The 23,661-nt window shown below is 60.9% G+C and carries 26 protein-coding genes; 5 read left to right on the top strand and 21 right to left on the bottom strand.

Annotated elements, in window-relative coordinates:
• Window positions 1-19: 19 nt before the first annotated feature.
• The 3 genes from EJ576_RS19680 to EJ576_RS19670 form a co-directional block, all read right to left on the bottom strand.
• Window positions 20-1,204 carry a sugar transporter gene (locus EJ576_RS19680; RefSeq protein WP_126570911.1) on the bottom strand — a complete coding sequence of 395 codons (1,185 nt, stop codon included), beginning with the start codon at window positions 1,202-1,204 and terminating at the stop codon, window positions 20-22.
• Between the two features lie 122 nt (window positions 1,205-1,326).
• Entirely contained in the window at window positions 1,327-1,686 is a 360-nt protein-coding gene (locus tag EJ576_RS19675; RefSeq protein ID WP_126570910.1) for a type 1 fimbrial protein, read from the bottom strand.
• Between the two features lie 86 nt (window positions 1,687-1,772).
• A complete protein-coding gene (locus EJ576_RS19670; protein WP_126570909.1) occupies window positions 1,773-2,771 on the bottom strand; it encodes a bile acid:sodium symporter family protein in 999 nt (332 codons plus the stop codon).
• 86 nt (window positions 2,772-2,857) lie between these two features.
• Here EJ576_RS19670 and EJ576_RS19665 point away from each other — a divergent pair, with 86 nt between their 5' ends.
• Window positions 2,858-3,646, top strand: coding sequence for a helix-turn-helix domain-containing protein (locus EJ576_RS19665; RefSeq protein ID WP_068934330.1), 789 nt, complete (start codon window positions 2,858-2,860; stop codon window positions 3,644-3,646).
• Here the strand turns inward: EJ576_RS19665 and EJ576_RS19660 are convergent.
• From EJ576_RS19660 to EJ576_RS19630, 7 genes are all read right to left on the bottom strand, one after another.
• A complete protein-coding gene (locus EJ576_RS19660; protein WP_126570908.1) occupies window positions 3,643-4,878 on the bottom strand; it encodes a Zn-dependent hydrolase in 1,236 nt (411 codons plus the stop codon). The two genes, EJ576_RS19665 and EJ576_RS19660, sit on opposite strands and share 4 nt — an antisense overlap.
• Entirely contained in the window at window positions 4,871-5,353 is a 483-nt protein-coding gene (locus EJ576_RS19655; protein ID WP_068934334.1) for an L-2-amino-thiazoline-4-carboxylic acid hydrolase, read from the bottom strand. Before EJ576_RS19655 ends, EJ576_RS19660 begins: the two co-directional genes overlap by 8 nt.
• Before the next feature lie 260 nt (window positions 5,354-5,613).
• A complete protein-coding gene (locus tag EJ576_RS19650) occupies window positions 5,614-6,753 on the bottom strand; it encodes a branched-chain amino acid ABC transporter substrate-binding protein (RefSeq protein WP_028616671.1) in 1,140 nt (379 codons plus the stop codon).
• A 63-nt stretch (window positions 6,754-6,816) separates the two neighbouring features.
• The gene (locus tag EJ576_RS19645; protein WP_122728908.1) at window positions 6,817-7,533 is read right to left on the bottom strand and encodes an ABC transporter ATP-binding protein; all 717 of its coding nucleotides are present in this window, start codon (window positions 7,531-7,533) and stop codon (window positions 6,817-6,819) included.
• Window positions 7,526-8,299: an ABC transporter ATP-binding protein gene (locus tag EJ576_RS19640; RefSeq protein WP_122728910.1), complete on the bottom strand. Its 774-nt coding sequence runs from the start codon at window positions 8,297-8,299 to the stop codon at window positions 7,526-7,528. The genes EJ576_RS19645 and EJ576_RS19640 overlap by 8 nt, the downstream gene beginning before the upstream one ends.
• Window positions 8,296-9,381: an ABC transporter ATP-binding protein gene (locus EJ576_RS19635; protein ID WP_126570907.1), complete on the bottom strand. Its 1,086-nt coding sequence runs from the start codon at window positions 9,379-9,381 to the stop codon at window positions 8,296-8,298. The genes EJ576_RS19640 and EJ576_RS19635 overlap by 4 nt, the downstream gene beginning before the upstream one ends.
• The gene (locus EJ576_RS19630; protein ID WP_126570906.1) at window positions 9,378-10,325 is read right to left on the bottom strand and encodes a branched-chain amino acid ABC transporter permease; all 948 of its coding nucleotides are present in this window, start codon (window positions 10,323-10,325) and stop codon (window positions 9,378-9,380) included. The genes EJ576_RS19635 and EJ576_RS19630 overlap by 4 nt, the downstream gene beginning before the upstream one ends.
• A 172-nt stretch (window positions 10,326-10,497) precedes the next feature.
• Here EJ576_RS19630 and EJ576_RS19625 point away from each other — a divergent pair, with 172 nt between their 5' ends.
• Window positions 10,498-11,394 carry a LysR substrate-binding domain-containing protein gene (locus tag EJ576_RS19625; protein WP_126570905.1) on the top strand — a complete coding sequence of 299 codons (897 nt, stop codon included), beginning with the start codon at window positions 10,498-10,500 and terminating at the stop codon, window positions 11,392-11,394.
• On the opposite strand, the gene EJ576_RS19620 is transcribed toward EJ576_RS19625, so the two are convergent.
• Window positions 11,391-12,392, bottom strand: a complete 1,002-nt coding sequence (locus tag EJ576_RS19620) for an ABC transporter substrate-binding protein (RefSeq protein ID WP_126570904.1) — start codon at window positions 12,390-12,392, stop codon at window positions 11,391-11,393. The two genes, EJ576_RS19625 and EJ576_RS19620, sit on opposite strands and share 4 nt — an antisense overlap.
• Window positions 12,393-12,556: 164 nt before the next feature.
• On the opposite strand from EJ576_RS19620, the gene EJ576_RS19615 reads away from it, so the two are divergent.
• Complete coding sequence (locus EJ576_RS19615; protein ID WP_126570903.1) at window positions 12,557-12,988, top strand: hypothetical protein; 432 nt, start codon at window positions 12,557-12,559, stop codon at window positions 12,986-12,988.
• A gap of 45 nt (window positions 12,989-13,033) precedes the next feature.
• The gene (locus EJ576_RS19610; protein WP_126570902.1) at window positions 13,034-14,035 is read left to right on the top strand and encodes a hypothetical protein; all 1,002 of its coding nucleotides are present in this window, start codon (window positions 13,034-13,036) and stop codon (window positions 14,033-14,035) included.
• Between the two features lie 206 nt (window positions 14,036-14,241).
• On the opposite strand, the gene EJ576_RS30060 is transcribed toward EJ576_RS19610, so the two are convergent.
• The 4 genes from EJ576_RS30060 to EJ576_RS19590 form a co-directional block, all read right to left on the bottom strand.
• Window positions 14,242-14,427 carry a nuclear transport factor 2 family protein gene (locus EJ576_RS30060; RefSeq protein ID WP_256656624.1) on the bottom strand — a complete coding sequence of 62 codons (186 nt, stop codon included), beginning with the start codon at window positions 14,425-14,427 and terminating at the stop codon, window positions 14,242-14,244.
• A 65-nt stretch (window positions 14,428-14,492) separates the two neighbouring features.
• Window positions 14,493-15,452, bottom strand: coding sequence for a trans-acting enoyl reductase family protein (locus tag EJ576_RS19600; RefSeq protein ID WP_126570901.1), 960 nt, complete (start codon window positions 15,450-15,452; stop codon window positions 14,493-14,495).
• The gene (locus EJ576_RS19595; protein WP_126570900.1) at window positions 15,449-15,850 is read right to left on the bottom strand and encodes a VOC family protein; all 402 of its coding nucleotides are present in this window, start codon (window positions 15,848-15,850) and stop codon (window positions 15,449-15,451) included. The genes EJ576_RS19600 and EJ576_RS19595 overlap by 4 nt, the downstream gene beginning before the upstream one ends.
• 16 nt (window positions 15,851-15,866) lie before the next feature.
• Window positions 15,867-16,610, bottom strand: a complete 744-nt coding sequence (locus EJ576_RS19590) for an SDR family NAD(P)-dependent oxidoreductase (RefSeq protein ID WP_122728923.1) — start codon at window positions 16,608-16,610, stop codon at window positions 15,867-15,869.
• Between the two features lie 138 nt (window positions 16,611-16,748).
• Here EJ576_RS19590 and EJ576_RS19585 point away from each other — a divergent pair, with 138 nt between their 5' ends.
• Window positions 16,749-17,633, top strand: a complete 885-nt coding sequence (locus EJ576_RS19585) for an AraC family transcriptional regulator (protein WP_178083558.1) — start codon at window positions 16,749-16,751, stop codon at window positions 17,631-17,633.
• 55 nt (window positions 17,634-17,688) lie between these two features.
• On the opposite strand, the gene EJ576_RS19580 is transcribed toward EJ576_RS19585, so the two are convergent.
• From EJ576_RS19580 to EJ576_RS19555, 6 genes are read right to left on the bottom strand one after another with little or no spacing between them, the layout of a single operon-like run.
• Window positions 17,689-19,431 carry an ABC transporter substrate-binding protein gene (locus tag EJ576_RS19580; RefSeq protein ID WP_028616679.1) on the bottom strand — a complete coding sequence of 581 codons (1,743 nt, stop codon included), beginning with the start codon at window positions 19,429-19,431 and terminating at the stop codon, window positions 17,689-17,691.
• A 32-nt stretch (window positions 19,432-19,463) separates the two neighbouring features.
• Window positions 19,464-19,736, bottom strand: coding sequence for a DUF2160 domain-containing protein (locus EJ576_RS19575; protein ID WP_123475956.1), 273 nt, complete (start codon window positions 19,734-19,736; stop codon window positions 19,464-19,466).
• Between the two features lie 10 nt (window positions 19,737-19,746).
• The gene (locus tag EJ576_RS19570; RefSeq protein WP_003174634.1) at window positions 19,747-20,547 is read right to left on the bottom strand and encodes a carbohydrate ABC transporter permease; all 801 of its coding nucleotides are present in this window, start codon (window positions 20,545-20,547) and stop codon (window positions 19,747-19,749) included.
• A 10-nt stretch (window positions 20,548-20,557) separates the two neighbouring features.
• Window positions 20,558-21,424, bottom strand: a complete 867-nt coding sequence (locus EJ576_RS19565; protein WP_010209674.1) for a carbohydrate ABC transporter permease — start codon at window positions 21,422-21,424, stop codon at window positions 20,558-20,560.
• A complete protein-coding gene (locus EJ576_RS19560; RefSeq protein WP_122728925.1) occupies window positions 21,421-22,518 on the bottom strand; it encodes an ABC transporter ATP-binding protein in 1,098 nt (365 codons plus the stop codon). The genes EJ576_RS19565 and EJ576_RS19560 overlap by 4 nt, the downstream gene beginning before the upstream one ends.
• Window positions 22,518-23,612, bottom strand: coding sequence for an ABC transporter ATP-binding protein (locus tag EJ576_RS19555; RefSeq protein ID WP_028616681.1), 1,095 nt, complete (start codon window positions 23,610-23,612; stop codon window positions 22,518-22,520). Before EJ576_RS19555 ends, EJ576_RS19560 begins: the two co-directional genes overlap by 1 nt.
• Window positions 23,613-23,661 lie beyond the last annotated feature (49 nt).

Here is a 23,661-nt window from a genome sequence, read left to right as displayed (position 1 = left end):
GCTGGCGCGGGCGTTTGACTCAGGCTCGCGCCACACCCTGCCCAAACCGGCGGATCGCCAGGCAGTAGCCAATCAACGCCAGCGCCGCCAGCAACCCGCCCGCCGCGCCGATCCAGGCAAAGCCAAACTGGCTACCCACCCAACTGCCCATCAGGGCGCCGCCGCCGATGCCGATGTTGTAGATGCCGGAAAACATCGCCATGGCCACGTCGGTCGCATCCGGCGCCAGCACCAGTACCTTGGATTGCATCGCCAGGCCGAAGCCCATGATCGCCATACCCCAGAACACGCTCAGCACCACCAGGTAGGATTCTGCGCCACTTAACGGCAGCAGCAGCGCCAGGCACGCGGCGAGGATGAATACCGCGCCGACTACGAACAGGTGCGGATTGAAGCGGTGCACCAGGCTGAACAACAGCGAGCCGATGATGCCCGCGCCGCCGAACACCAGCAGGATCAGGGTCACCGCGCTGCCGCTCATGCCGGCCACCCCTTCGACGAAAGGCTCGATGTAGCTGTAGGCGGTGAATTGCGCGGTCACGGTCATGGCCGTGAGCACGTACAACGCCACCAGCGCCGGGCGCTTGAACAGCAGCGGCAGGCTGCGCAAGGAGCCGGAGTTCTGGCTCGGCAGCAGCGGCAAGGTGCGCGCCAGCCAGAACACCAGGGCGGCGGCGAACGCGCCGATCACCAGGAACGTGGTGCGCCAGCCCATGGCTTCGCCCAGCAGGCGGCCCAGTGGAATGCCCAGGACCATCGCCAAAGAAGTACCGGTAGCCAGCAGGCCGAGGGCTTGCACCTGCTTGCCTTCCGGCGCCAGGCGTACAGCAAGGGACGCGGTGATCGACCAGAACAAGGCGTGGGACAAGGCAACGCCAATGCGACTGAGCATCAGCAGGCCGAAACTGTTAGCGACGCTAGAAAGGATGTGGCTGACGATAAACATGCAGAACAGCACGATCAGCAGCTTGCGCCGTTCGACGTTGCGGGTCAGCAGCATCACCGGCAGCGAGGTCAGGGACACGATCCAGGCGTAGATAGTGAGCATCAACCCGACGCTGGACACGGGCATGTCGAAGCTGGCGCCGATGGCGCTGAGCAGCCCGACGGGCACGAATTCGGTGGTATTGAACACAAAGGCGGCCAACGCGAGGGCGATGACCGGTTGCCAGTTGGCTTGGGGCGTTGCGGCTGAAATGCTCATTGAAGGGCGCGGTACTCGGACGATGATCAGACGGCCACCCAGGACAAGCGCCGCCGCCGAGCATTCTATAGGTTTCTGGCGCGGCTGTTGACGCCGATCCGGCTCAAAACCACCTCAGGGCGTCACGGCGCGGTCATGGTGACCACGTAGGCCCCCGATTGAATGGGCTTGCCGAGGGCGTCCACCAACACATACCGCTGGTCGTAATAGCGCCCATCACTGCTTTCGGCGACCAACTTGACGTCTGCCTGCGCAGTGCCCAGCGCCGTCACCGTGCGCACGGGCTGCACCGCGAACTGGCTACCACGCAAGGCCTGCGGGCAGCCCTTGAGTTCCAGCGTCGACCCGCCTGGTGCAGTTGCATGACAACCGGGCTCGACGATACTGCCGTGAAACTGAATGACGCCTGAGGGCCCTGCCAGGCTAGCCCCCGCCCATACCGCAAGAACGCCGGTAACCAGTGACAAACGCTTAACGTTCATGTCGACGCTCCTTCTTGGGTAGTTAAGAAGGTAGTCGTCTGGGCCGGCGTTTACTTGAGCCTATTCGCCGAAGGTTGTGACAGGGATCATGGATCCACCTGGCCCATCAGTTCCGGAATACTTTCCGGCCGCTTGGCATAACGCTGCGCCAGCCCCGCGCAGACCATCAGCTGGATCTGGTGGAACAGCATCAGCGGCAGGATCAGCACCCCCATGGAGGCTCCGGCAAATAACACTTGGGCCATCGGCACGCCGGTTGCCAGGCTCTTTTTCGAACCGCAGAACAGAATGGTGATGCGGTCTTCCTGGTTGAAGCCGAAGGCTTTGCCCAGCACGGTCGAAGCCACCAGCACCAAGGCGAGCAGCACGCAGCACGCCACTACAAGACCGCCCAGTTCCCACAGCGGGATCTGGTGCCAGATGCCTTCGTTGACCGCTTCGCTGAACGCGCCGTACACCACCAGCAGGATCGAGCCCTGGTCGACAAACTTCAGCCAGGATTTATTGCGGCCGATCCACTCACCGATCCAACGCCGGGCGATCTGCCCGGCGATGAATGGCAACAGCAATTGCACGCTGATCTTCAGGATCGCGTCGACGGTAGAGCCGCCCTCGCCGTGCACGTTGAGCAACAGTGTCACCAACAACGGCGTGAGAAAGATCCCGAACAGGCTGGACGCCGCCGCACTGCAAATCGCCGCCGGGATATTGCCCCGCGCCAGGGACGTGAAGGCAATCGCCGATTGCACCGTGGCCGGCAAGGCGCAGAGGTACAGCATGCCCATGTACAGGTCTTTGCCGATCAACGGCGACAGCACCGGCTTGAGGGCCAGGCCCAGCAGCGGAAACAGCACGAAGGTCAGGCTGAACACCAACAGATGCAGGCGCCAGTGGCCGGCACCGGCAACAATCGCCTGACGCGACAGCTTGGCGCCGTGCAGGAAGAACAGCAGCGCAATCGCCAGGTTGGTGACCCAGCCGAAGGCCACGGCAGTCTGGCCGCTGGCGGGCAGCAGGGAAGCGAGGATCACCGTGGCGATCAGCGTCAGGGTGAAGTTGTCGGGCAGAAAACGGGGGCGAGTCATAAGCAGGATCTTCCGGGGGTTGCCAAGAGCGTCGTCGCGACTCTAACGTAACGGCTTGTTACCGACTAACGCCAATGAGCCAGTAAATGCCGCCTAAAGGACATGACAAGACCGTCCGCCGCAGTGTGCCCGGGCTTTCCAGCCTGCCACGGCCGGTGTACGGACGCACCGAATCCTTGCCCAATCGTGCGCTGACCCGTCGCCACAGCCACCCGTGGGTGCAATTGTCCTACGCGATTTCCGGGGTGCTGGAGATCCAGACCAGCGTCGGCCGCTTCGTCGCGCCGCCTCAGCGGGCGGTGTGGATTCCGGCCGGCATGCCGCACCGCGTGTTCAGCTCGCCCCACACGGAAATGCGCAGTTTGTACCTGGATTGCAGCGTCACCACCTGGGCGGATGAGCGCTGTCATGTGCTGGAGGTGAGCAGCTTGCTGCGGGAGTTGATCCGCAGCTTCAGCGAATTGCCGGTGGAATATGCTGAGGATGGGCCGGATGGGCGTTTGGCCCAGGTGGTGCTGGACCAATTGGCGGCGGCGCCGCAAGTCGACCTGATGCTGCCGCTGCCACTGGACCCGCGTTTGCGCCAGATCTATCGCAGCCTGAACTCACACCCGGAGCAGCAGACGACCTTGGGCCAGTGGAGCCAGAAGCTGGGGGTGAGTGAGAAAACCCTCAGCCGCCTATTCCTGAGCGACACCGGGCTGACCTTTCGGGCGTGGCGTCAGCGTTTGCGGTTACTGACTGCCCTGCCCGCCCTGGAGCAAGGCGAGCGGGTGACGGATGTGGCGCTGGGGTGTGGATACGAATCCACCTCGGCGTTTATCAATGCGTTTCGCCAGCAGTTCGAGGCGACGCCGGGTGAGTTCTTTCGCTAGGCAGAGGCCTTCGCCAGCATCGCCTGGAGCAACACATCCGCCCCCGCCGTCGACCATTCCTGGGAAATTTCTTCCGCCTCGTTATGGCTCAACCCATCCACGCAGGGCACAAAAATCATCGCCGTCGGCGCCACCTGGTTCAGGTAGCAGGCATCGTGCCCGGCGCCGGAAATCATCGGCCGATGGCTGTAGCCCAATGCCTCGGCCGACGCCCGCACGACCTCGACACAGCCCGTGTCAAAGGCAATCGGCGCGTACTGGAAAATCTGCTTCACGCTGTGCTGCAAGCCGATCCCGTCGGCAATCTGCGCCACGGCATCGCGCAACTGCTGGTCCTGGCGCGCCAGCACCGCTTCGTCCGGGTGACGGAATTCCACACTGAAGAACACCCGCCCCGGCACCACGTTGCGCGAGTTAGGGAAGATATTCGCCATGCCCACCGTGGCCCGCCCTTCGGCGCCCTGCTCCAGGCCCAACCCGTTGACGGCCTCGACCACACGGGCAAAACCGAGCAAGGCATCCAGGCGATGATCCATGGGCGTAGTGCCGGCGTGGGCGCTGCGGCCGCTCAGTTCCACTTCGTACCAGCGCTGGCCCTGGGCGCCAGTGACCACGCCGATGGTTATGCCTTGTGCCTCCAGAATCGGGCCTTGTTCGATATGCAGTTCGAACGCGGCGTGGATCGCTTGGCCACCCACCGGTTCGGTGCCTGCGTAGCCGATTTGCTGCAGCGCCTGGCCAATGGTCACGCCGGCTTTGTCTTCCCGGGACAGCCCGTATTCCAGGTCAAACACCCCCGCATAGACGCCCGACGAAATCATCGCCGGCGCAAAGCGTGAACCTTCTTCGTTGGTCCAGTTGACCACTTCGATGGGCCGGTCGGTTTCAATGCCCAGGTCGTTCAGGGTGCGCAGCACTTCCACCCCTGCAAGCACGCCGTAGATGCCATCGTACTTGCCGCCAAAGGGCTGGGAGTCGCCGTGGGAGCCGGTCATCACCGGGGCCAAATCATCGAAGCGCCCCGCACGACGGGCGAAGATATTACCCATGGCGTCCACGCGAATGCTGCAACCGGCCGCCTCGCACCACTGCACGAACAGGTCGCGGCCACGGCGGTCTTCGTCGGTCAGCGCCAAGCGCGAGACGCCGCCTTTTTCGGTGGCGCCGATCTGCGCCATTTCCACCAGCGAAGCCCACAGGCGTTCGCCGTTCACACGCGCCAGCTTACTCATGAGGTTTGGCCCGATAGCGGAAGTCACAACGGTGATCGCCGCCCATGATGGTCTGGGTGCGGGTCAACTTGATGTCCGGGTTGTAGCCGACGATAAACAGCTCGTCACGGTTGCACGACAGCAGATGGCCGATCTCGCCCAGGCCCATCTCGTGGTACATCTCGGCGTAGCGGCAGCGCTTGACGTCGTAGTCGTAGTGCTCGGCGTCACTGGCGATGATCTCGACCTTCAGCGCATCGTCCTTTTCCCACAGCACTTGCAGCTCGACGAAGCTCTTGAGGTCAGCGCCCTGCTCTTCCAGCGACGCAAAATGCTTGCCGGCCTGGATCGCGGCATTGCCCACGGCTTCACCGATCACCGCAGCGGCAAAGTCCTTGCCCTGTTCGCGCTTGAGGATCTCGTAGATCGGCTTGATGATTTCGGCCTCGATGCGCCGCCGGGCGAGGATGCCCAGTTCACCTTCCAGTTTGCTCATTGTGTGCCTCCATCAGCTCCACAAAACCTATTAATTCCCCCCAAGCTCAAAGGGGGGCTCTCTCTGGTGAACGGGCTTGTTGTGGTGAGCGGGCTTGCCCCGCGCTGGGCTGCGTAGCAGCCCCATTGGGAACGCCGCGGTGTGTCAGACAACTCCTCAGCGCCTGGTTTGGGGCCGCTTCGCAGCCCAGCGCGGGGCAAGCCCGCTCACCACAGTAATCCTCCTCACCACACTAAAGTATGCTCACCCCAGATCAGCGGTTATTGACCGCCTGCCACGCTCACCGGCTGCCATTGATTGGCCTTGACCTGGTAAACGGTGAACGACGGTTTCTTCAAGTTGCCTTCACCGTCAAAGGCGATGGTGCCGGTCACGCCCTCATAGCTAATGGCGCGCAGCACCGGCAGGTATTTCTGCGGGTCCACCGAATCGGCCTTTTCGATCGCTGCCACCAACACCCCCACACCGTCGTAGGCGAACGGCGCGTGCAGCTCGATGTTGGTTTTGTAGCGTTCCTTGTAAGCCTGCTCGAACGCCTTGCCGCCCGGCATCTGCGCAATCGCCAGGCCCGGCTCCAGGGCGATTACGCCCTCGCCTTCGTTCTGCGCCAATTGCAGGAAGGTCTGGCTGACGAAACCACCGGCGCCCATCAATGGCGCCTTGATCCCCAGTTGCTTGATGCGACGGGCCAGCGGCGCGGCCTGGGCATCGACGCCGCCGAAGAAGATCAGGTCCGGGTTCTGGCTGCGGATATTGGTCAGCACGGCGCTGAAGTCGATGGTCTTGTCGTCCACGTATTCGCGGGACACCACCTTGGCGCCTCCGGCTTCGATGGATTTGACGAACTGGTCCGCCAGGCCCTGGCCGAACGCGGTGCGGTCGTCGATCACGGCGATACGCTGGGCTTTCAGGGTTTTCAAGGCATAGTCGCCTGCTACCTGACCGCCATCGTCGTCATGGCCCATGATTCGGAAACTGGTGTCGAACCCTTGCTGGGTGTAAGCGTGACCGGTAGCCACCGGCGCCACCTGGGCGATGCCCGCGTCGTGGTAAACCCGTGCCGCCGGGATGCTGGTGCCGGTGTTCCAGTGGCCGACCACGCCCACCACGCCTTCATCCACCAGGCGCTGGGCCACGGTGACGGCGGTGCGTGGGTCAGACTGGTCGTCTTCGGACACTAGCTTGAAGGTCACGGCTTCACCGTTGATTTTCGGGTGCTTGGCGTTGGCCTGGTCGATGGCCAGTTGCGCGCCGTTTTCCAGGTCCTTGCCGATCCGTGCCGATGGGCCGGTGAGCGGACCGGCGAGGCCGATCAACACAGTCTGGTCGGCCTGGGCCACGGCGCTGGCCAGGCTGCTCAGGGCCAGGCCGATCAATGCGGTTTTCTTCAACGTGTTCATGGGTTATTCCTGCTAAGTGTCGGGCGGGTCGGAACACGCCGGGCGTCCGGTAGCGTCATGGTTTTATTCACCGAGGTAAGCACTGCGCACCTCGGGGTGTTCAAGCAAAGCCTGGGAGGGACCGGTCAAGGTGATGCGCCCGGTGTCCATCACGTAGGCACGGTCGGTGACTTGCAGCGCCAGCCGTGCATTCTGTTCCACCAGCAACAGGGTCATGCCCTGGCGACAGACATCGTCGATCACCTGGAAGATCTTCTCGACCATGATCGGCGCCAGGCCCATGGACGGCTCATCCAGGATCAACAAGCGCGGGCGTGACAACAGCGCACGGGCCAGGGCGAGCATCTGTTGCTCGCCACCGGACAACAGGCCGGCGGACTGATGCAGGCGTTCTTCCAGGCGCGGGAAGTGTTCGAACAACTGGCGCATTTCACGCTGCACTTGTTCGTTATCGCGACGCAGAAAGGCGCCAGCCTGCAGGTTTTCCAGCACGCTCATGCGCGCGAAAATCCCGCGGCCTTCCGGGACCATGGCGATGCCCTGGCGCAGCAGTTTTTCCGGCGCCTGGCCGAGAATCGATCGCCCAGCAAAACGGATCTCGCCCCTGGCCGCCGGCAGCAAGCCGGTCAAGGCCTTGAGGCTGGAGGACTTGCCCGCGCCATTGGCGCCGATCAGCGTGACACGCTCGCCTTCAGCAATATGCAGGTCCAGGGATTTGACGGCTTCGATGGCGCCGTAGCGCACCTGCAAGCCCTCGACGTTCAACAAGGCTTCAGACATGCGCGCTGGCTCCCAGATAGGCCTGGATCACCGCCGGATGCTGACGCACTTCGGCTGGTGGGCCGACGGCGATGACCTGGCCGTAGTCGAGCACGCTGATGCGGTCGCATACGCCCATCACCAGCTTGACGTCGTGTTCGATCAGCAACAGCGTGTGGCCGTCGTCGCGGATCTTTTCCAGCAGGCCGCGCAGTTGTACTTTCTCGCTGGCGTTCATGCCGGCCGCCGGTTCATCCAGGGCCAGCAAGCGTGGCTCAGTGGCCAAGGCGCGGGCGATTTCCAGGCGGCGTTGATGGCCGTAGCTGAGGCTGTCGGCGCGGTAATTGGCAAAGCCGGCCAGGCCTACATACGCCAACAAACGGTGGGCATGGGCGCGGGTCTGTGCCTCTTCTTCCTGTGCGCGGCGGTGACGACTCAAGGCCGCCCACAGGCCGTTGCGGGTGCGCACATGGCGCCCGACCATAACGTTTTCCAGGGCGCTCATCGCATTGAACAGGCGGATGTTCTGGAATGTGCGGGCAATGCCCGCCTCGGCCACCTGATGCACGCTGGTGGGCTGGTAATCGCGGCCATCCAACTGGAAACGCCCGGAATCCGGGGTATACAAGCCGGTCATCACATTAAAGAACGTGGTCTTGCCCGCTCCGTTCGGGCCGATCAACCCGTAAATCTCACCGGGCTGGATGCTCAGGCTCACATCGGTCAGCGCCGCGACGCCGCCGAAGTGCTTGTTGACCTGGTCTATCTGCAACAGCGGTGCGTTCATCGTGCCACTCCTTTGGGCCACAGCCCGGCCGGTCGATAGAGCATCGCCAGAATCAGCGCCAGGCCGTAAAACAACTGGCGGATGATTTCCGGGTCCACCAGCACCTGGCCGAACAGCGCCTGCTGCAGCGGGCCCATGCTGGCGCGCAAGGCTTCGGGCAAGGCCGCCAAAAGCACGCAGCCGAGGATTACGCCAGGGATATGGCCCATGCCACCCAGCACCACCATGGCCAACACGGCGATGGACTCGTTGAGGGTGAAGGACTCCGGCGAAACAAAGCCCTGGAACGATGCAAACAGCGCCCCGCTCACCCCGCCGAACGCGGCGCCAATGGCAAACGCCAACAGCTTGAGGCGTACGGTGTTCACGCCCATGGCCTGCGCCGCTTCTTCGTCTTCACGGATCGCCACCCAGGCGCGACCGATGCGCGAGCGCTCCAGGCGGATGCAGGCAAACAGGATCAGCACCACCAACGCGGTGAACAGGTAGTAGTAGAGATAGACCGACGGCAGGCGCAGACCGAATAGTTCCTGGGTGCGAGCGAGGTTCACGCCCAGCAGGCTGACCGGATCGACCTGGGCAATGCCTTTGGGCCCGTTGGTGATATTTACCGGGCGATCGAGGTTGCGCAGCAGGATGCGGATGATTTCGCCAAAGCCCAGGGTGACGATGGCCAGGTAATCGCCGCGCAGGCGCAGGGTCGGTGCACCCAGCACTACGCCGCAACCGGCAGCAAGCAGCGCGCCCAACGGCAGGATCAGCCAGATCGAGGTGTGCATCCCTGCCGGCAACAGCGCGGCCAATGCCGGGAACTGTTGCAGCAGATGGGGTGACGAGAGCAACGCTGCCAGATAGGCACCCACCGCGTAAAACGCGATGAAGCCCATGTCCAGCAGACCGGCGTAACCGACCACGATATTCAGGCCAAGGGCGAGCATGATGTACAGCAGGGCAAAGTCCAGGGTGCGCACCCAGGTGTTGCCGCCGGCATGCCCGACGATCCAAGGCGCCAATACCAGGACCACGGCGAACAGCAGCAAGCCGAGACTCGCACGCTTGTTGGGAGACAGAGACTTGATCATGCGCGGGTCGCCAAACGTTCGCCCAACAACCCCGAAGGACGGAACACCAGCACCGCGATCAACACGATAAAGGCGAACACATCCTGGTAATTACTGCCGAACACGCCATTCGTGGCCGCGCCCAGGTAACCCGTGCCCAGGGCTTCGATCAGCCCCAGCAGCAGGCCACCCAGCATGGCGCCCTTGAGGTTGCCGATGCCGCCCAGCACCGCTGCGGTGAAGGCTTTGATGCCGGGCAGGAAGCCCATGTAGAAATGCGCGCTGCCGTAGTTGCTGGCCATCATGATCCCGGCGAGTGCTGCCAGGGCGCCGCCGATGGCAAAGGTGATGACGATAATCCGATTGGGGCTGATGCCCATCAAACTGGCGACCTGGGGATTCTCCGCCACCGCACGCATGGCCCGGCCGAAGCGCGTGCGCTCCACCAGCACCAGCAGCGCGACCATCACCGAGAGCGCGATAGCGATAGTAGTCAGCGCCGTGACGTTGGTAATCGCTGGGTGCGCCGAGGCACCGGCCAACACTTCAATCGGCGCCAGCGGCAGCAGTTGCGGGAACATCTGCGGGTTGCGGGTCCACATCAGCATGGCGATGGTTTGCAGCAGCAGCGATACGCCAATCCCGCTGATCAGGGGCGCCAGGCGCGGGGCATGGCGCAGGCGACGATAGGCGACGCGTTCGATCACCACCGCGAGTACCGCGCAAAACGCCATGGCAACCAAGGTTGCACAGAGCAGCACCAGCACCGGCGGGAGCGCAGGCCAAGTGGCCTGCACCAAGCGGATCACCGACAACCCCACCAACGCGCCGATCATCAGCACATCGCCGTGGGCAAAGTTGATGATGCGCAAAATGCCATAGACCATGGTGTAACCCAGGGCCACCAGCGCGTAGAGACTGCCCGTCATCAGACCGTTGAGCAGTTGTTGGATAAACCCATCCATCAGGACCAGAAACCTCAGTGCGTGCAAGGGCGGCACACTAAGCATCTATTCTGTTTTTATCAAATATCAGAAAGTCATATGCATATATCAAACGAATAACAGGCTATTTATGCCAGATATACGGCATTTATGACCCTTTATTCAGGTTAAAAGTTAGTATTTAATTCAATACATGAATAAATCAGAACAGTTAGCCAACGACCCTCCCCTGCGTGCCGTGCGCACGTTCGAAGCTTTCGCGCGCCATGGCGGAGTGAATGCCGCCGCGCGCGAGCTGGACGTGTCCGCCTCGGCCATCAGCCATCAACTGCACTTGCTGGAAGATTTCCTGCAACAGTCACTGACCTTGCGCCAGGGCCGTAACCTGGTACTTACCGATGAAGGCCGTGAGTATTACCGTGCAATTCGATCGGCCTTCGCCGTACTGCGCAGCGCCACCGAGCACGTGCGCGAAAAAAGCGCCACGCGCCAGGTGACCATCAGCCTGATCCCGCTGTTTGGCATCAACCTGTTCATCCCGCGCCTGGCGGATTTTCTGAAGGACCACCCGGCGCTGGACATCAACGTGACCTACGCCAACCACCGCAGCTACCCCAGCGATGCAGCCGACCTGTCGATCCGCTTCGGCACCGGGCATTGGCCGGGTTATTACAGTGAGCCGCTGATCTCTGGCGCGGTGACGCCTTATTGCAGCCGTGATTTCCTGGCGCAGCACGGCCCTATCGACTCACCCGAGGCGCTGAGCCAACTGCCACTGCTGCACGACGAAGAACGCGGCACTTGGGGCCAATGGTTCGAAGCGGCCGATGTCGACACCACGGCACTGAATGGGTTGTTGCTGGAAGACGGCCAACTGGCGCTCACCGCCACCCTCACCGGCCTCGGCTGCGCCTTGCTGCGCGAGCCGCTGGTGGCACCACTGGTGGCCAGTGGCGAGTTGGTGAAGTTGTTTGAACTGGAGGTCAATGATGGCCGCCAGTACTACCTGTGCCGGCGGGCCAACAGTGAATTGTCGAGCGAGGGGAATAATTTGTATGACTGGATCAAGCGCAGCTTGATTGCCAGTTAGCTGCCATTGCCGCCATGGGCTTCTTCGAAGAAGTAGTCCTTCCAACTGGCGGCCTTGTTTTTCAGTACGCCGAGTGCCTGCAATTTTTCGGCGTAGATGTAGGTACGCTGCGGCACGATGGTGAAATCGATTTCCGGGTCCTGGACAATTTTTTCTACCAGGTCCAACGGCAATTTCGACTGTTCTACGCGAATATAGGCCTTGGCCGCAGCCGGTTTGTCGGCCTTGATAATTTTCTCGGCCTCGGCCAGCGCATCATAGAACGCCTTGTAGGTCTTGGGGTTTTCGTCGTGGAATTTCTGCGTGGTGTAGAGCACGTTGAACGTCGCCTGACCACCCAGGATGTCGTAGGAACTGAGCACCTTGTGCACGTTGGGATTCAACAGTTCCTGGTACTGGAACGGCGGGCTGGAGAAATGCGCGTTGATCTCCGAACCACCGGCAATCAGCGCGGCAGTCGCATCAGGGTGGGCCAGGCTGATGGAGATGTCGTCGAACTTCTTGTAGTTGGCGTCGCCGAACTGCTTGGCGGTTTCGATCTGCAGGGTGCGCGACTGGAAGCCCACGCCAGCGGCGGGCACGGCGATGCGGTCTTTCTCGGTGAAGTCCTTGAGGGTTTTCACGTTGGGGTTGTTGGTCAGCAGGTAATTGGGCATCGAGCCGAGGGAGGCGATGGCCTTGACGTTCTGCTTGCCCTGCGTGCGGTCCCACAGGGTGAGCATCGGCGGCACCCCGGCCGAGACCACGTCCAAGGCACCGGCCAACAGCGACTCATTCATCGCGGTGGCACCGGAAATGCTGTTCCACTCCACCTTGATGTCCAGGCCCTGTTCCTTGCCGTGCTTTTCGATCAGGTTCTGGTCACGCACCACATCGAGGATCAGGTAGCCGATGCCGAATTGCTGGGCGATGCTGATCTTGCCTTCGGCGTGGGCGCCGATACTGATCAAGGCTGTCGCAGCAGCCAGCAGGGTCAGGGAAGAACGCTTGAAAGTCATAGGAGTCTGCCGCGCTTTTAATAAGGTGATGGAGCCTAGCGGCGATTTTTAAGACTGGAAAAGAATATCGGGATCTATTGTTATGCAAATAACCCACAAACAGGCGCTCGGCTGGTATTGTGCCGCGCTTTGAAAACCTGCCGCACACTGCGAGGAAATGGACGTTGAACACTGACGAAAAAATGACCGGGGACCTGTTCGAGGTGGATAAGCGCCTGTCACTCAAACCCGTGGTGGACTTCAACGCCTACCTGCGCAGCGCCTTCGGCGACGGCCCGTGCAGCTGTATCCGCTGCACGGCCAGCCAAGGTGATGAAACCGGCTACGAGTTCCAGCACACCTTCACCTTCGACGGCAAACCCACCCACCGCCGCTTCGCCACCACGGCGGGCAGCGATGTGTTGCAAGCGTTGAAGAAAGCCTGGTTGTCGTACACCAAGGCGGAATTGCCATTGAGCGGTGTACTGGCGCTGGACACGGTGAAAGAGTTTGTCGAGCCGCAACTGCACAAACGCCTGGCACCGCTGTTTTTGGCCAGTGGGTTGGCTAAGGATGTGGAAGGGCAGCCAAACCTAATGCTGCAGGCGATCAATTGATTGCGACATACCAGCGAATGGAAGAATACAACTATAGGGATATATATGCTCACAACTTACGAGCAAGCTGAACAATACAAAAACACACTTAATAACTACCTTGACCTGCGCGAGAACGACACATCCGCCTACATACAGACCATGGCAAAACAAGTCATTAGCACTCTTATGGATCGTCGTGAGTTTCGCTTTCCCGCACGGCAATCCACTTACTACGACGACCGACTACTGACTATAAAAAACTTATTAACCTCCCCCATAAGCGATACAACAATAGAACTCACCCACTTTGAAATAGCAAAAACACTACGATATGTCAGCGCATTAGGATCCGACCCTAACTTTAATTCATCACCGATCGTCCAGTTTTACGCCCGACCTAAATTCAATGAAACCCCGCTCTCTAGAAGTGATGAAATCATATTCGGTATAGCGCATGTAATTTATCTCGAAAAAATTGAAAGGCCTTTTAAAGAACTTGATGCAACGGCTAAAAAAGTCGATGCCTGGGGTTCGAAACTCGATCAGTGGGAAAAACGCTCGACAGCAGCAGAAAACCGATACCAAGAGGTGGTTTCGGGTAACAACTATCTTGGACTTAGCCACGCATTCGAAAGGATAGTTAAGAGCAAGACCAAAGAGGCAACAGGGCTCTCAAACGCGCTGAAATTAGTGGGTTTCATTGCGTTATGCTTGCCGGTGGCCCAGCTTATAACGGGAATAACAAAAGAAACCTCGCCGATACTCACAACCCTCACATTTTCAATTGCAGTAGAAATCATATTAATTTACTACTTCAGACTTATTCATTCTCGCTGGACCGTATTGAAAAATCAAATCTCACAACTCGAGCTCAGAAGTTCAATGTGCGCATTTGTTCACGACTATGCTGCCAAGTCCAAGGACTTGGAGCGCGAAACACTCATGAAATTCGAAAACATGATATTCTCCGAAGTCCTCAACGATAGCTCACCACCTCCCAGCATTTACGACGCAGCCGACTCAATAGCCAAACTGCTAGGTGCATGGAAGAAACCAGGACCATAAATCAATACACATTCAATGCTCCTAGGCCCTCGCCAAGTAAGCTTTGCATTCGCGGGCATCGTTATTGCAAGTTATTGCAAATAGTCACTTTGTGATCCGAGACACTGTTATACGCCCGCCAGCACCCTTGGATCACCGGAGCGCCAGACGTTATCCACCTCACCCGTCGACTCAGCCAGACGCTTGCCTCCCTGACCAGCTCAACGTCATAACGGCTCTTCATCGTGCCGCGATGGGTCGCTTTGCGGCACATACTGCGCCTCCACCAAGGCGTCCAGGCGGGCGCTGCCCCCTTCCAGTGTCACTCGCGCGTTACTCACGGAGTGCGTGGTATCGAGCTGGCTGAGCGCCCCCGACAGCGCGGCGACGATGGTGTCGCAGCCTTCCAGCACGGGGTGTTCACGTGTCGGCGGTGGTTTGAAACTCAGTAGACGTCATGGGTGCAATTCCTGTGGCGTTAGTAATCAATGATCTGCGTACCGGCAATCGTCTGGGCAAAGCCCATGCCGAACAGTTTGGCCGGGGTTTCGAAACCGGCCCGGCGTTCGCCACCGAGCACACGGCGTGCAGCTTCCACGGCGGCCAGTGGGGTGTAGCTGTAGCCGTTGATGGTCTCGATGACCGAGCGCGCCACCGAGCCGTCGATGCCGGTGACTTCGGCCACGGCGCGCGCGCGGTGGGCGTCACGTTGAGCCTGTGTAGGACCATCGGGCAGCAGCGACAGGTCGCCCTCAGGAAAGGCTTCGCCGGTGATGTGCACAAACATGGCGATCGTCGGGATGGCACTGGAGTGCCAGGCGGTCACCAAGTCACCAAACGACAACGGCGCGCACAGTGCCGGTCCGTCGCCAAAGTCCAGGTGCTGAGGCTGGGCGTCCGGTGCGGCGACCAGTTCGCCATCGATGCGTGCCATCACGCCTGCACCGAGGATCTCGCTGACACTCATGGCCGAACCACGCGACATAGCGCCAGGCACCTGCAAGGCGATTTTTATCGACTGCGGCTGTTGCACACGGCTGGCGACGTGCATGGCCAGGCAGTCGGTGGGCACCACGTCCCAGCCCACGCCGGGCAGCAACATCACGTCCGCTTCGGCGCCCAGTTGTTCGGCAAGGCGGTACACGTTGATTTCGGCGGTGATGTCCAAGTAGTCGGTGCCATTGGCAATACAAGCGCGCATCAGCGCTGCGGCGGTCTGGGCGAACGGCCCGGCAAAGTTGAGCAGCACGTCGATGCCTTCCAACTGGGCGGTATCTGCCGTGAATACGCGGTACGGCGCGTCCAACTCAACCGCCAGGGATGCCAGGCGCTCGGCGTTGCGGCCGGCCAATACCAGGTTGAGACCCAGGGTTTTCGCGTGGTGCGCCGCCATACGTCCGGTGTAGCCGGTGGCGCCGTAGATCATCAGGGTTTTCATGAGGTGTGCTGCCAGTTCTTGTAGACGAATTCGAGGCTGTAGCCGTCCGGGTCAAGCACGTTGGCCGCGTAGTAGTTGGGGTCATAGTGCAGACGTACGCCCGGTGCGCCATTGTCGGTGGCGCCGTTGGCCAGGGCGGCGGCGTAGGCGTTGTCCACCTCGGCGCGGTTATTGGCGACGAAGCCCACATGCACCGCTCGCCCTTCCACCACGCCTTCGCGCAGCCAGAAGAACATCCGGCCATTGGCGCCAAAGCCCTTCAGGTCCGGGTGGCCGGGCGGGCCGTCCTTGCCGTCGTAGTCATGCCGCGCGGTGATGCCGAGGGGCGTCAGGGTGGCTTCGTAGAAGCGGATCGAGCGTTGGATATCGCTCACCGAAATAAACAGATGATCGAGCATGGTGGAGCCTCCTGATTCAGATGATGTAGCCGCCCGCGACCTCGACGGTCTGAGCATTGATCCAGCGGCCTTCTTCCGACAGCAACAAGGCGATAACCCGCGCCACGTCTTCCGGTTCGCCTACACGGCCGAGGGCGGTTTGCCCGGCCAGCAGCGCTTCGAATTCATCGTTCAAGCCGCCGCCCAGTTCGGTGCGAATGGCTCCGGGGGATACGGCATTGGCGCGGATACGTCGTTCACCGAATTCCTTGGCCATGTAACGCGTGAGCACATCCAGGCCGCCCTTGAACGCCGCGTAAGGCGCGACGCCCGCCGTCGCCACACGGGTAGTGGCGCTGGTGAGGTTGACGATGCTGGCGTGTTCTTCCAGCAGCGGCAGCAGGGTTTGGGTCAGGAAAAACGGGCCCTTGAGGTGCACGTTGAACAGGCCGTCGAATTGCGCCTCGGTCACCGACTCAAGGGGGTTGAACAAACCATAGCCGGCGTTGTTCACCAGGCCGCTCAAGGTGCCCGCGCCCCAGGTGGCCTGCAAGGCATGCGTCACGGCATCACGAAATGCCGCGAACGTGCTGACAGCGGCAACATCCAATTCCAGCGCCACGGCTTTGCCGCCGCTGGCCTCGATGCGCTGGACCACCGCCAGTGCCGCGGCCGGGTTGCGGTTGTACGTCAGGATCACCCCATGCCCCTGACGTGCACACAGCTCGGCGGTACTGGCACCGATCCCACGGCTGCCTCCGGTAATCACGATAACGCCCATGGCCTGCTCCACTGCTGAAAAGTTGAGTGACCACAGTAGCCATCGCCCTACTCTTCGACGCAGCCGTTCCTACTCCAATCCTGCCTGTTTCTGCTTTTTGCTTGCACGACGCTCAACGGAAGGCACAGCATGGCCGCCATGAATACTCAATTGATCGAATTGCGCGCCTTGGCCGCCAAGGCCGAAAACCGCCGCACCGAGACCGGCATTCCCCGCGTGGCGATGGTCCAGGGGGCGATTCCCGAGCATATGCTGGCGGCGGTGTATGACCCGATGATCAACCTGATCCTGCAGGGCAGTAAGTGCATGACCGTGGGCGACCGCACGCTGCATTACGACCCGGCGACCTATTTTGTGATGTCCATCGAGTTGCCCGCAGTCGGCGTGGTGAACCCGGCGATCACGGGCGAGCCCTACCTGGCGGTGAGCCTGACGCTTGACCCGACCGTGCTGACCACCCTGCTCAATGACCTGCCGGCACCCAACGGACGGTGCGAACAGGAAGCCGGTTTCTCCGTGGCAGCCGTCACGCCCGCCTTGATGGATGCCTGGGTGCGCATGCTGCGCCTGATGGGCGACCCGGTGGCGATTGCCGCCTTGGCGCCCGCGTACGAACGGGAAATCCTCTACCACGTGCTGCAAGGCCCTCACGGCTGGATGTTGCGCGAGATTGCCGCACCGGACACCGCCATGGCGCGGGTCAGCCGGGCGATCCAGTGGATCCGGCGCGACTATGCCGAGCCGATTCGTGTGGAGGCGTTGGCGCAGAAGGCTGCAATGAGCGTTTCGGCATTTCACCGGCACTTCAAGGCGGTGACCAACCTGAGCCCGTTGCAGTACCAGAAACGCGTGCGGCTGTTGCAGGCGCGCACGTTGATGGTGGCCAGCGCCAGCAGCGTGACCAGTGCGGCATTTGAGGTGGGGTATGAAAGCGCGACCCAGTTCAGCCGGGATTATGCGCGGGTGTTCGGGTTGCCGCCGGCACGGGACACGGCGCGAATCTTGGCGGCGGCGCGAAGCTGATGTGGCGAGGGAGCTTGCTCCCTCACCACAGGTTCAGCGTCAATGACTCAATGCGTTACTTGCGCGCCGCCTCCCACTGTTTAAGCAAGTCGCCGTAAGCCACGGTCTCGCCTTTCGGCTTTTCGTTGGCCAGTTTCGGTTTCGGCGCGCCCGGCTGGTCGAACCAGTATTGCGCGTCACGCTCTGGGTTCATTTTCGGGCCGCACACCGGTTGCACCTTGGAGCGTTCCAGGCGCGTCATGATGGCGTCCTGTTCCTTGGCCAGGTTGTCCAGCGCCTGCTGCGGGGTTTTCTCGCCGCTGGCGGCCGCCGCGATGTTGCTCCACCACAGTTGTGCCAGGCGTGGATAGTCGGGCACGTTGGTGCCGGTCGGCGACCATTCGGTACGGGCCGGGCTGCGATAGAACTCCACCAGGCCACCCAGTTTCGGCGCCATGTCGGTCATGGCCTGGGAGTTGATGTCAGACTCACGGATCGGCGTCAGGCCGACGATGGTCTTCTTCAGCGAGACGGTTTTCGAGGTCACGAACTGCGCGTAGAGCCAGGCCGCGAGTTTCTGCTTCTCAGGCGTCGACTTGAGGAAGGTCCAGGATCCTACGTCCTGATAGCCCTTCTTCATGCCCTTTTCCCAGTACGGTCCTACCGGCGACGGCGCCATGCGCCACTTCGGCGTGCCGTCGGCATTCACCACCGGCAAGCCCGGCTTGACCATGTCGGCGGTAAACGCGGTGTACCAGAAGATCTGCTGGGCGATGTTGCCTTGGGACGGCACCGGGCCTGATTCGGAGAAGGTCATGCCCGCCGCCTCCGGTGGCGCGTAGGCTTTCATCCAGTCCACGTATTTCTGGGTGGCGTACACGGCGGCTGGGCCGTTGGTGTCGCCGCCGCGGGTGACGCTGGAGCCGACCGGGTGGCAGTCCTCCACGCGAATGCCCCACTCGTCCACCGGCAAGCCGTTCGGCAGGCCCTTGTCGCCACCACCGGCCATGGAGAACCAGGCATCGGTGAAGCGCCAGCCCAGGGACGGGTCTTTCTTGCCGTAGTCCATGTGCCCGTACACGCGCTTGCCGTCGATTTCCTTGACGTCTTCGCTGAAGAACTTGGCGATGTCTTCATACGCCGACCAGTTCACCGGCACGCCGAGTTCATAACCGTACTTTTCCTTGAACTTGGCTTTCAGGTCCGCGCGCTCAAACCAATCGGCGCGGAACCAGTACAGGTTGGCGAACTGCTGGTCGGGTAGCTGGTAGATCTTGCCGTCCGGCGCGGTGGTAAAGGAGATACCGATAAAGTCCTTGATATCCAGGGTCGGCGAGGTGAAGTCCTTGCCTTCGTTGGCCATCAGGTCGGTGATGGATTCAGTCTTGCCGTAGCGAAAGTGCGTACCGATCAGGTCCGAGTCATTGACCCAGCCGTCATAAATGTTCTTGTCGGACTGCATCTGGGTTTGCAGCTTCTCCACCACGTCGCCTTCCTGCAGCAGGTCGTGGGTCAGCTTGATCCCCGTGATTTCGCTGAAGGCCTTGGCCAGCACCTTAGACTCGTACTCGTGGGTGGTGAGGGTTTCCGACACCACGTTGATCTTCATCCCACGGAACGGTTCCGACGCCTTGATAAACCACTTGAGTTCCTCAAGCTGCTGTTCAGCCGTGAGGGTGGACGGTTTGAATTCGCTGCCGATCCATTTTTTCGCGGCATCTTCGTACGCATCGGCCCAGGCCGAAGCGCTCAAACCGCTGAGGGCCAGTACGGCGGCCAATGAAATGCTATGTCGCAGCTTATTGTTCTTATTCAACATAGAGACCTCCAGGTTGTTTATTCACAAGGGCATCAGCCCCAACGCATCACACTCAACAGCCATACCAGGGAGAGCGCGGACGCCACCCAGATGCTCCAGTCGGTAGCGCCAATGACCAGTAAATGCAGGTAGGCGCTGCCGAGAAGACCGATAAACAAACGATCACCACGGGTGGTGCTGATCGGTAACAAACCGCGCCGAGGAATGCTCGGCGAACGCAATTCCCAGGTGGTCATGCCCGCGAGGATCAGGGCTATGGCACTAAAGAACAGCGCGGTGGGGGTGGTCCAGGCCATCCATTCCATCATCGACTCCTCAGACCCGGCCCAGGGCAAAGCCCTTGGCCACGTGGTTGCGAACAAACCAGATCACCAGCATGCCGGGAAGGATAGTCAACACCCCCGCCGCCGCCAGCACGCCCCAATCGATACCCGACGCCGAGACCGTGCGCGTCATTACTGCCGCGATGGGCTTGGCGTTGACCGAGGTCAGGGTGCGCGCCAGCAGCAGTTCGACCCAGGAAAACATGAAGCAGAAAAACGCGGTCACCCCGATGCCGGAGCCAATCAACGGGATGAATATCTTCACGAAGAACTTGGGAAACGAGTAGCCGTCGATGTAGGCGGTTTCGTCGATTTCCTTGGGCACTCCGGACATGAAACCTTCGAGGATCCACACCGCCAACGGCACGTTGAACAGGCAATGGGCCAGGGCTACGGCGATATGGGTATCAAACAGACCAATCGACGAATACAGCTGGAAGAACGGCAGCAGAAACACCGCCGGCGGCGCCATGCGGTTGGTCAGCAGCCAGAAGAACAGGTGCTTGTCACCCAGGAAACGGTAGCGCGAAAACGCGTAGGCCGCCGGCAGCGCCACGCTCAGGGAGATCACCGTGTTCAGGCTTACGTAGTACAGCGAGTTGAGGTAACCGGTGTACCAGCTCGGGTCGGTGAAGATCACCTTGTAGTTGGCCAAGGTGAAATCCTGCGGAAACAGCGTCAGCCCGCCGAGGATTTCGGTGTTGCTCTTGAAGGACATGTTCAGCAGCCAGTAGATCGGCACCAGCAGGAACAGGATGTAGATCAGCAGCGGAATAACCTTGCGCTTGCTCATGTTGGCGGCCTCAGCGGTTGGCGTCGGAGTGGGTCATGGCGGTGTAGAACAGCCAGGACACCAACAGGATGATCAGGAAATACACCAGCGAGAAAGCCGCCGCCGGGCCCAAGTCGAATTGGCCTACAGCCATCTGGGTCAACGTCTGACTCAGGAACGTGGTGGCGTTACCCGGCCCGCCGCCGGTGAGGACGAACGGCTCGGTATAGATCATGAAGCTGTCCATGAAGCGCAGCATCACCGCGATCAGCAGCACGCTTTTCATCTTCGGCAACTGGATATGTCGGAACACCGCCCAAGGCGATGCCCGATCAATCCGCGCAGCCTGGTAGTACACGTCCGGAATCGCGCGTAGTCCGGAGTAGCAGAGCAGCGCCACCAGCGACGTCCAGTGCCATACATCCATTACCAGCACCGTGACCCAGGCGTCCATGGTGTTGGCCGCGTAGTTGTAGCTGATGCCCAAGGCGTTGAGGCTGTATCCCAGCAAACCGATATCGGCGCGGCCAAAAATCTGCCAGATCGTACCCACCACGTTCCAAGGGATCAGCAGCGGAATCGCGAGAATGATCAGCACCAGCGACGACCAGCGGCCCTTGGTCGGCATGGTCAGGGCGATGGCGATGCCCAGCGGAATTTCGATCAGCAGCACACAGGCCGAGTAGATGAACTGGCGCAGCAGCGAGTCGTGCAGACGCGGGTCAAGCAGCACCTGCTTGTACCAGTCGGCGCCGACAAAGTAGCGGCTGGACTGGTCAAAGATGTCCTGCACCGAGTAGTTGACCACAGTCATCATCGGGATCACCGCACTGAATGCCACCAGCAGGAATACCGGCAACACCAGCCACCAGGCCTTGTTGTTCTGCACCTTGTTCATGGCTGCACCTCCAGCAGGTAATCGTCGGCGTACACCATCAGCCACTGCGCGGGAAAGCTGATGGAGGCCTTGCCTTCGGGCACCGGTTTGTCTTCGGCCAGGCGCACCTTGAGCAACGCGCCATCCAGGCTGAGAGTGATGATTTTGTAGGTGCCAAGGTCTTCCAGGTGTGTGACATCGGCCTGCAGGGCGTCGGGATTGTGCTCGTCCCACACGTGGATGAATTCCGGGCGGATGCCGACCTGCAGTTTCTTGTAGTCGGTGCTGGCAATGCGTTGCTGCAGCGCCTCGGACAACGGCAGATGGGTGCCGGCAAAGCGCACCCCGCCCGCCTCCGCCTGCACCTCGATCAGATTCATCCCAGGACTGCCGATGAAATAGCCGACAAAGGTGTGGCTAGGCCGCTCGAACAGGTCACGCGGCGTGCCGAATTGCACGATCTGCCCGCCGTACATCACCGCGATTTTGTCGGCGAAGGTCGAGGCCTCCAACTGGTCGTGGGTGACGTAGACCATGGTGATGTTGAACTGCTCGTGGATCTGCTTGAGCTTGCGCCGCAGTTTCCACTTTAGGTGCGGGTCGATCACGGTCAGCGGTTCGTCAAAGAGGATCGCCGACACGTCGTCACGCACCAGCCCACGGCCCATGGAGACCTTCTGCTTTTCGTCGGCGGTGAGGTTGCGGGCCTTTTTAGTCAGCAGGTTTTGCAGGTCGAGGACCTCGGCAATTTCCTGCACCTTGCTGTGAATTTTCGCCTCGGCCATGCCCTGGTTACGCAGCGGGAACGCCAGGTTGTCGAACACCGTCATGGTGTCGTACACCACCGGAAACTGGAACACCTGGGCGATGTTGCGTTTTTCCGGGGTGAGGTCGTTCACGACTTTGGTGTCGAACAACACTTGGCCTTCGGACGGGCTGAGCAGGCCGGAGATAATATTGAGCAAGGTCGACTTGCCGCAGCCCGACGGCCCAAGCAAAGCGTAGGCTCCACCCTGCTCCCACACATGGTTCATTTCCCGGATGGCGTAGTCCTCAGGACCACTCGGCGTAGGGCTGTAGCTGTGTGCCAGGTTCTGCAAATGGATCTCGGCCATCAGGCAACCCTCGCGACACGGCGCCCGGGGGCCTGGACCAAACGGCCCTGACCATCGAACACAAACAGTTTATGGGTAGGGATGTACACGCGGATCGGCGCGTCGACGTCGTATTCGTGCACGCCCGGCAGGTGCAGCACCAGCAGGAAATGCTCGCTGCGCACGTGCAGAAAGGTTTCCGAACCGCTGATCTCCGCGACTTCCACGGTGACCGCCAGCTCCAGATCGTCATCGTTACTCGGCACCAGACTGATATGGCTGGGGCGTACGCCGAAACGGAACTCGCCTTCGCCAATGGGGCGCAGGTCGACGTTCAGCGGGAAGTGCACGAAATTGGCGAAGCTCACTTCGTTGCCACTGATGCGACCTGGCATCAGGTTGATCGGCGGCTCGGAAAACAGCTCGGCGGCCAGCACCGTCTGCGGCTGGTGATACACCTCGGCGGCCTTGCCGCTCTGGATCACCCGGCCTTCGTGCAGGATGGTGGTGGTGCCGCCGAGGGCAAGGGCTTCATTGGGCTCGGTGGTGGCATAGATGGCAATGGTATGGCGCGCGGCGAACAGCTCGCGCATTTCCTGACGCAGCTCTTCGCGCAGTTTGTAGTCCAGGTTTACCAGCGGCTCGTCGAACAGGATCAGCTCGGCGTCCTTGACCAGCGCACGGGCCATGGCCGTGCGTTGCTGCTGGCCGCCGGAGAGTTCCAACGGGTGGCGCTGGAGGAATTTTTCGATGCGCAGCATTTTCGCGGTTTCCAGCACCTTGCCCTGGATCACCTCGTTGGACACACCGGCCTGGCGCAACGGCGAGGCAATGTTCTCGAACACGGTCATGGTCGGGTAGTTGATGAACTGCTGGTACACCATCGACACGTTGCGCAGGCGCACCGGTTTTTGCGTGACATCCACGCCGTTCATCAGGATGCGGCCGCTGTTTGGCTTGTCCAGGCCGGCCATCAGGCGCATCAGGCTGGTCTTGCCGGACAGGGTGCGGCCGAGCAGGACGTTGAAGGAACCGGCTTCGAATCGCAGGGTGGCGTCGTCGATCCAGGTTTGGCCTTCGACAACGCGGGAGACATTTTCCAGGGTCAATGACATGACACGACCTTTTTATTATTGGAATGAATCTGGCCAGGTGTCAGAGCGA

The organism is Pseudomonas sp. C 49-2 (assembly GCF_003970195.1).
Taxonomy (GTDB): Bacteria; Pseudomonadota; Gammaproteobacteria; order Pseudomonadales; family Pseudomonadaceae; genus Aquipseudomonas; species Aquipseudomonas canadensis.
This window is presented reverse-complemented; position numbering and strand designations above follow the sequence as displayed.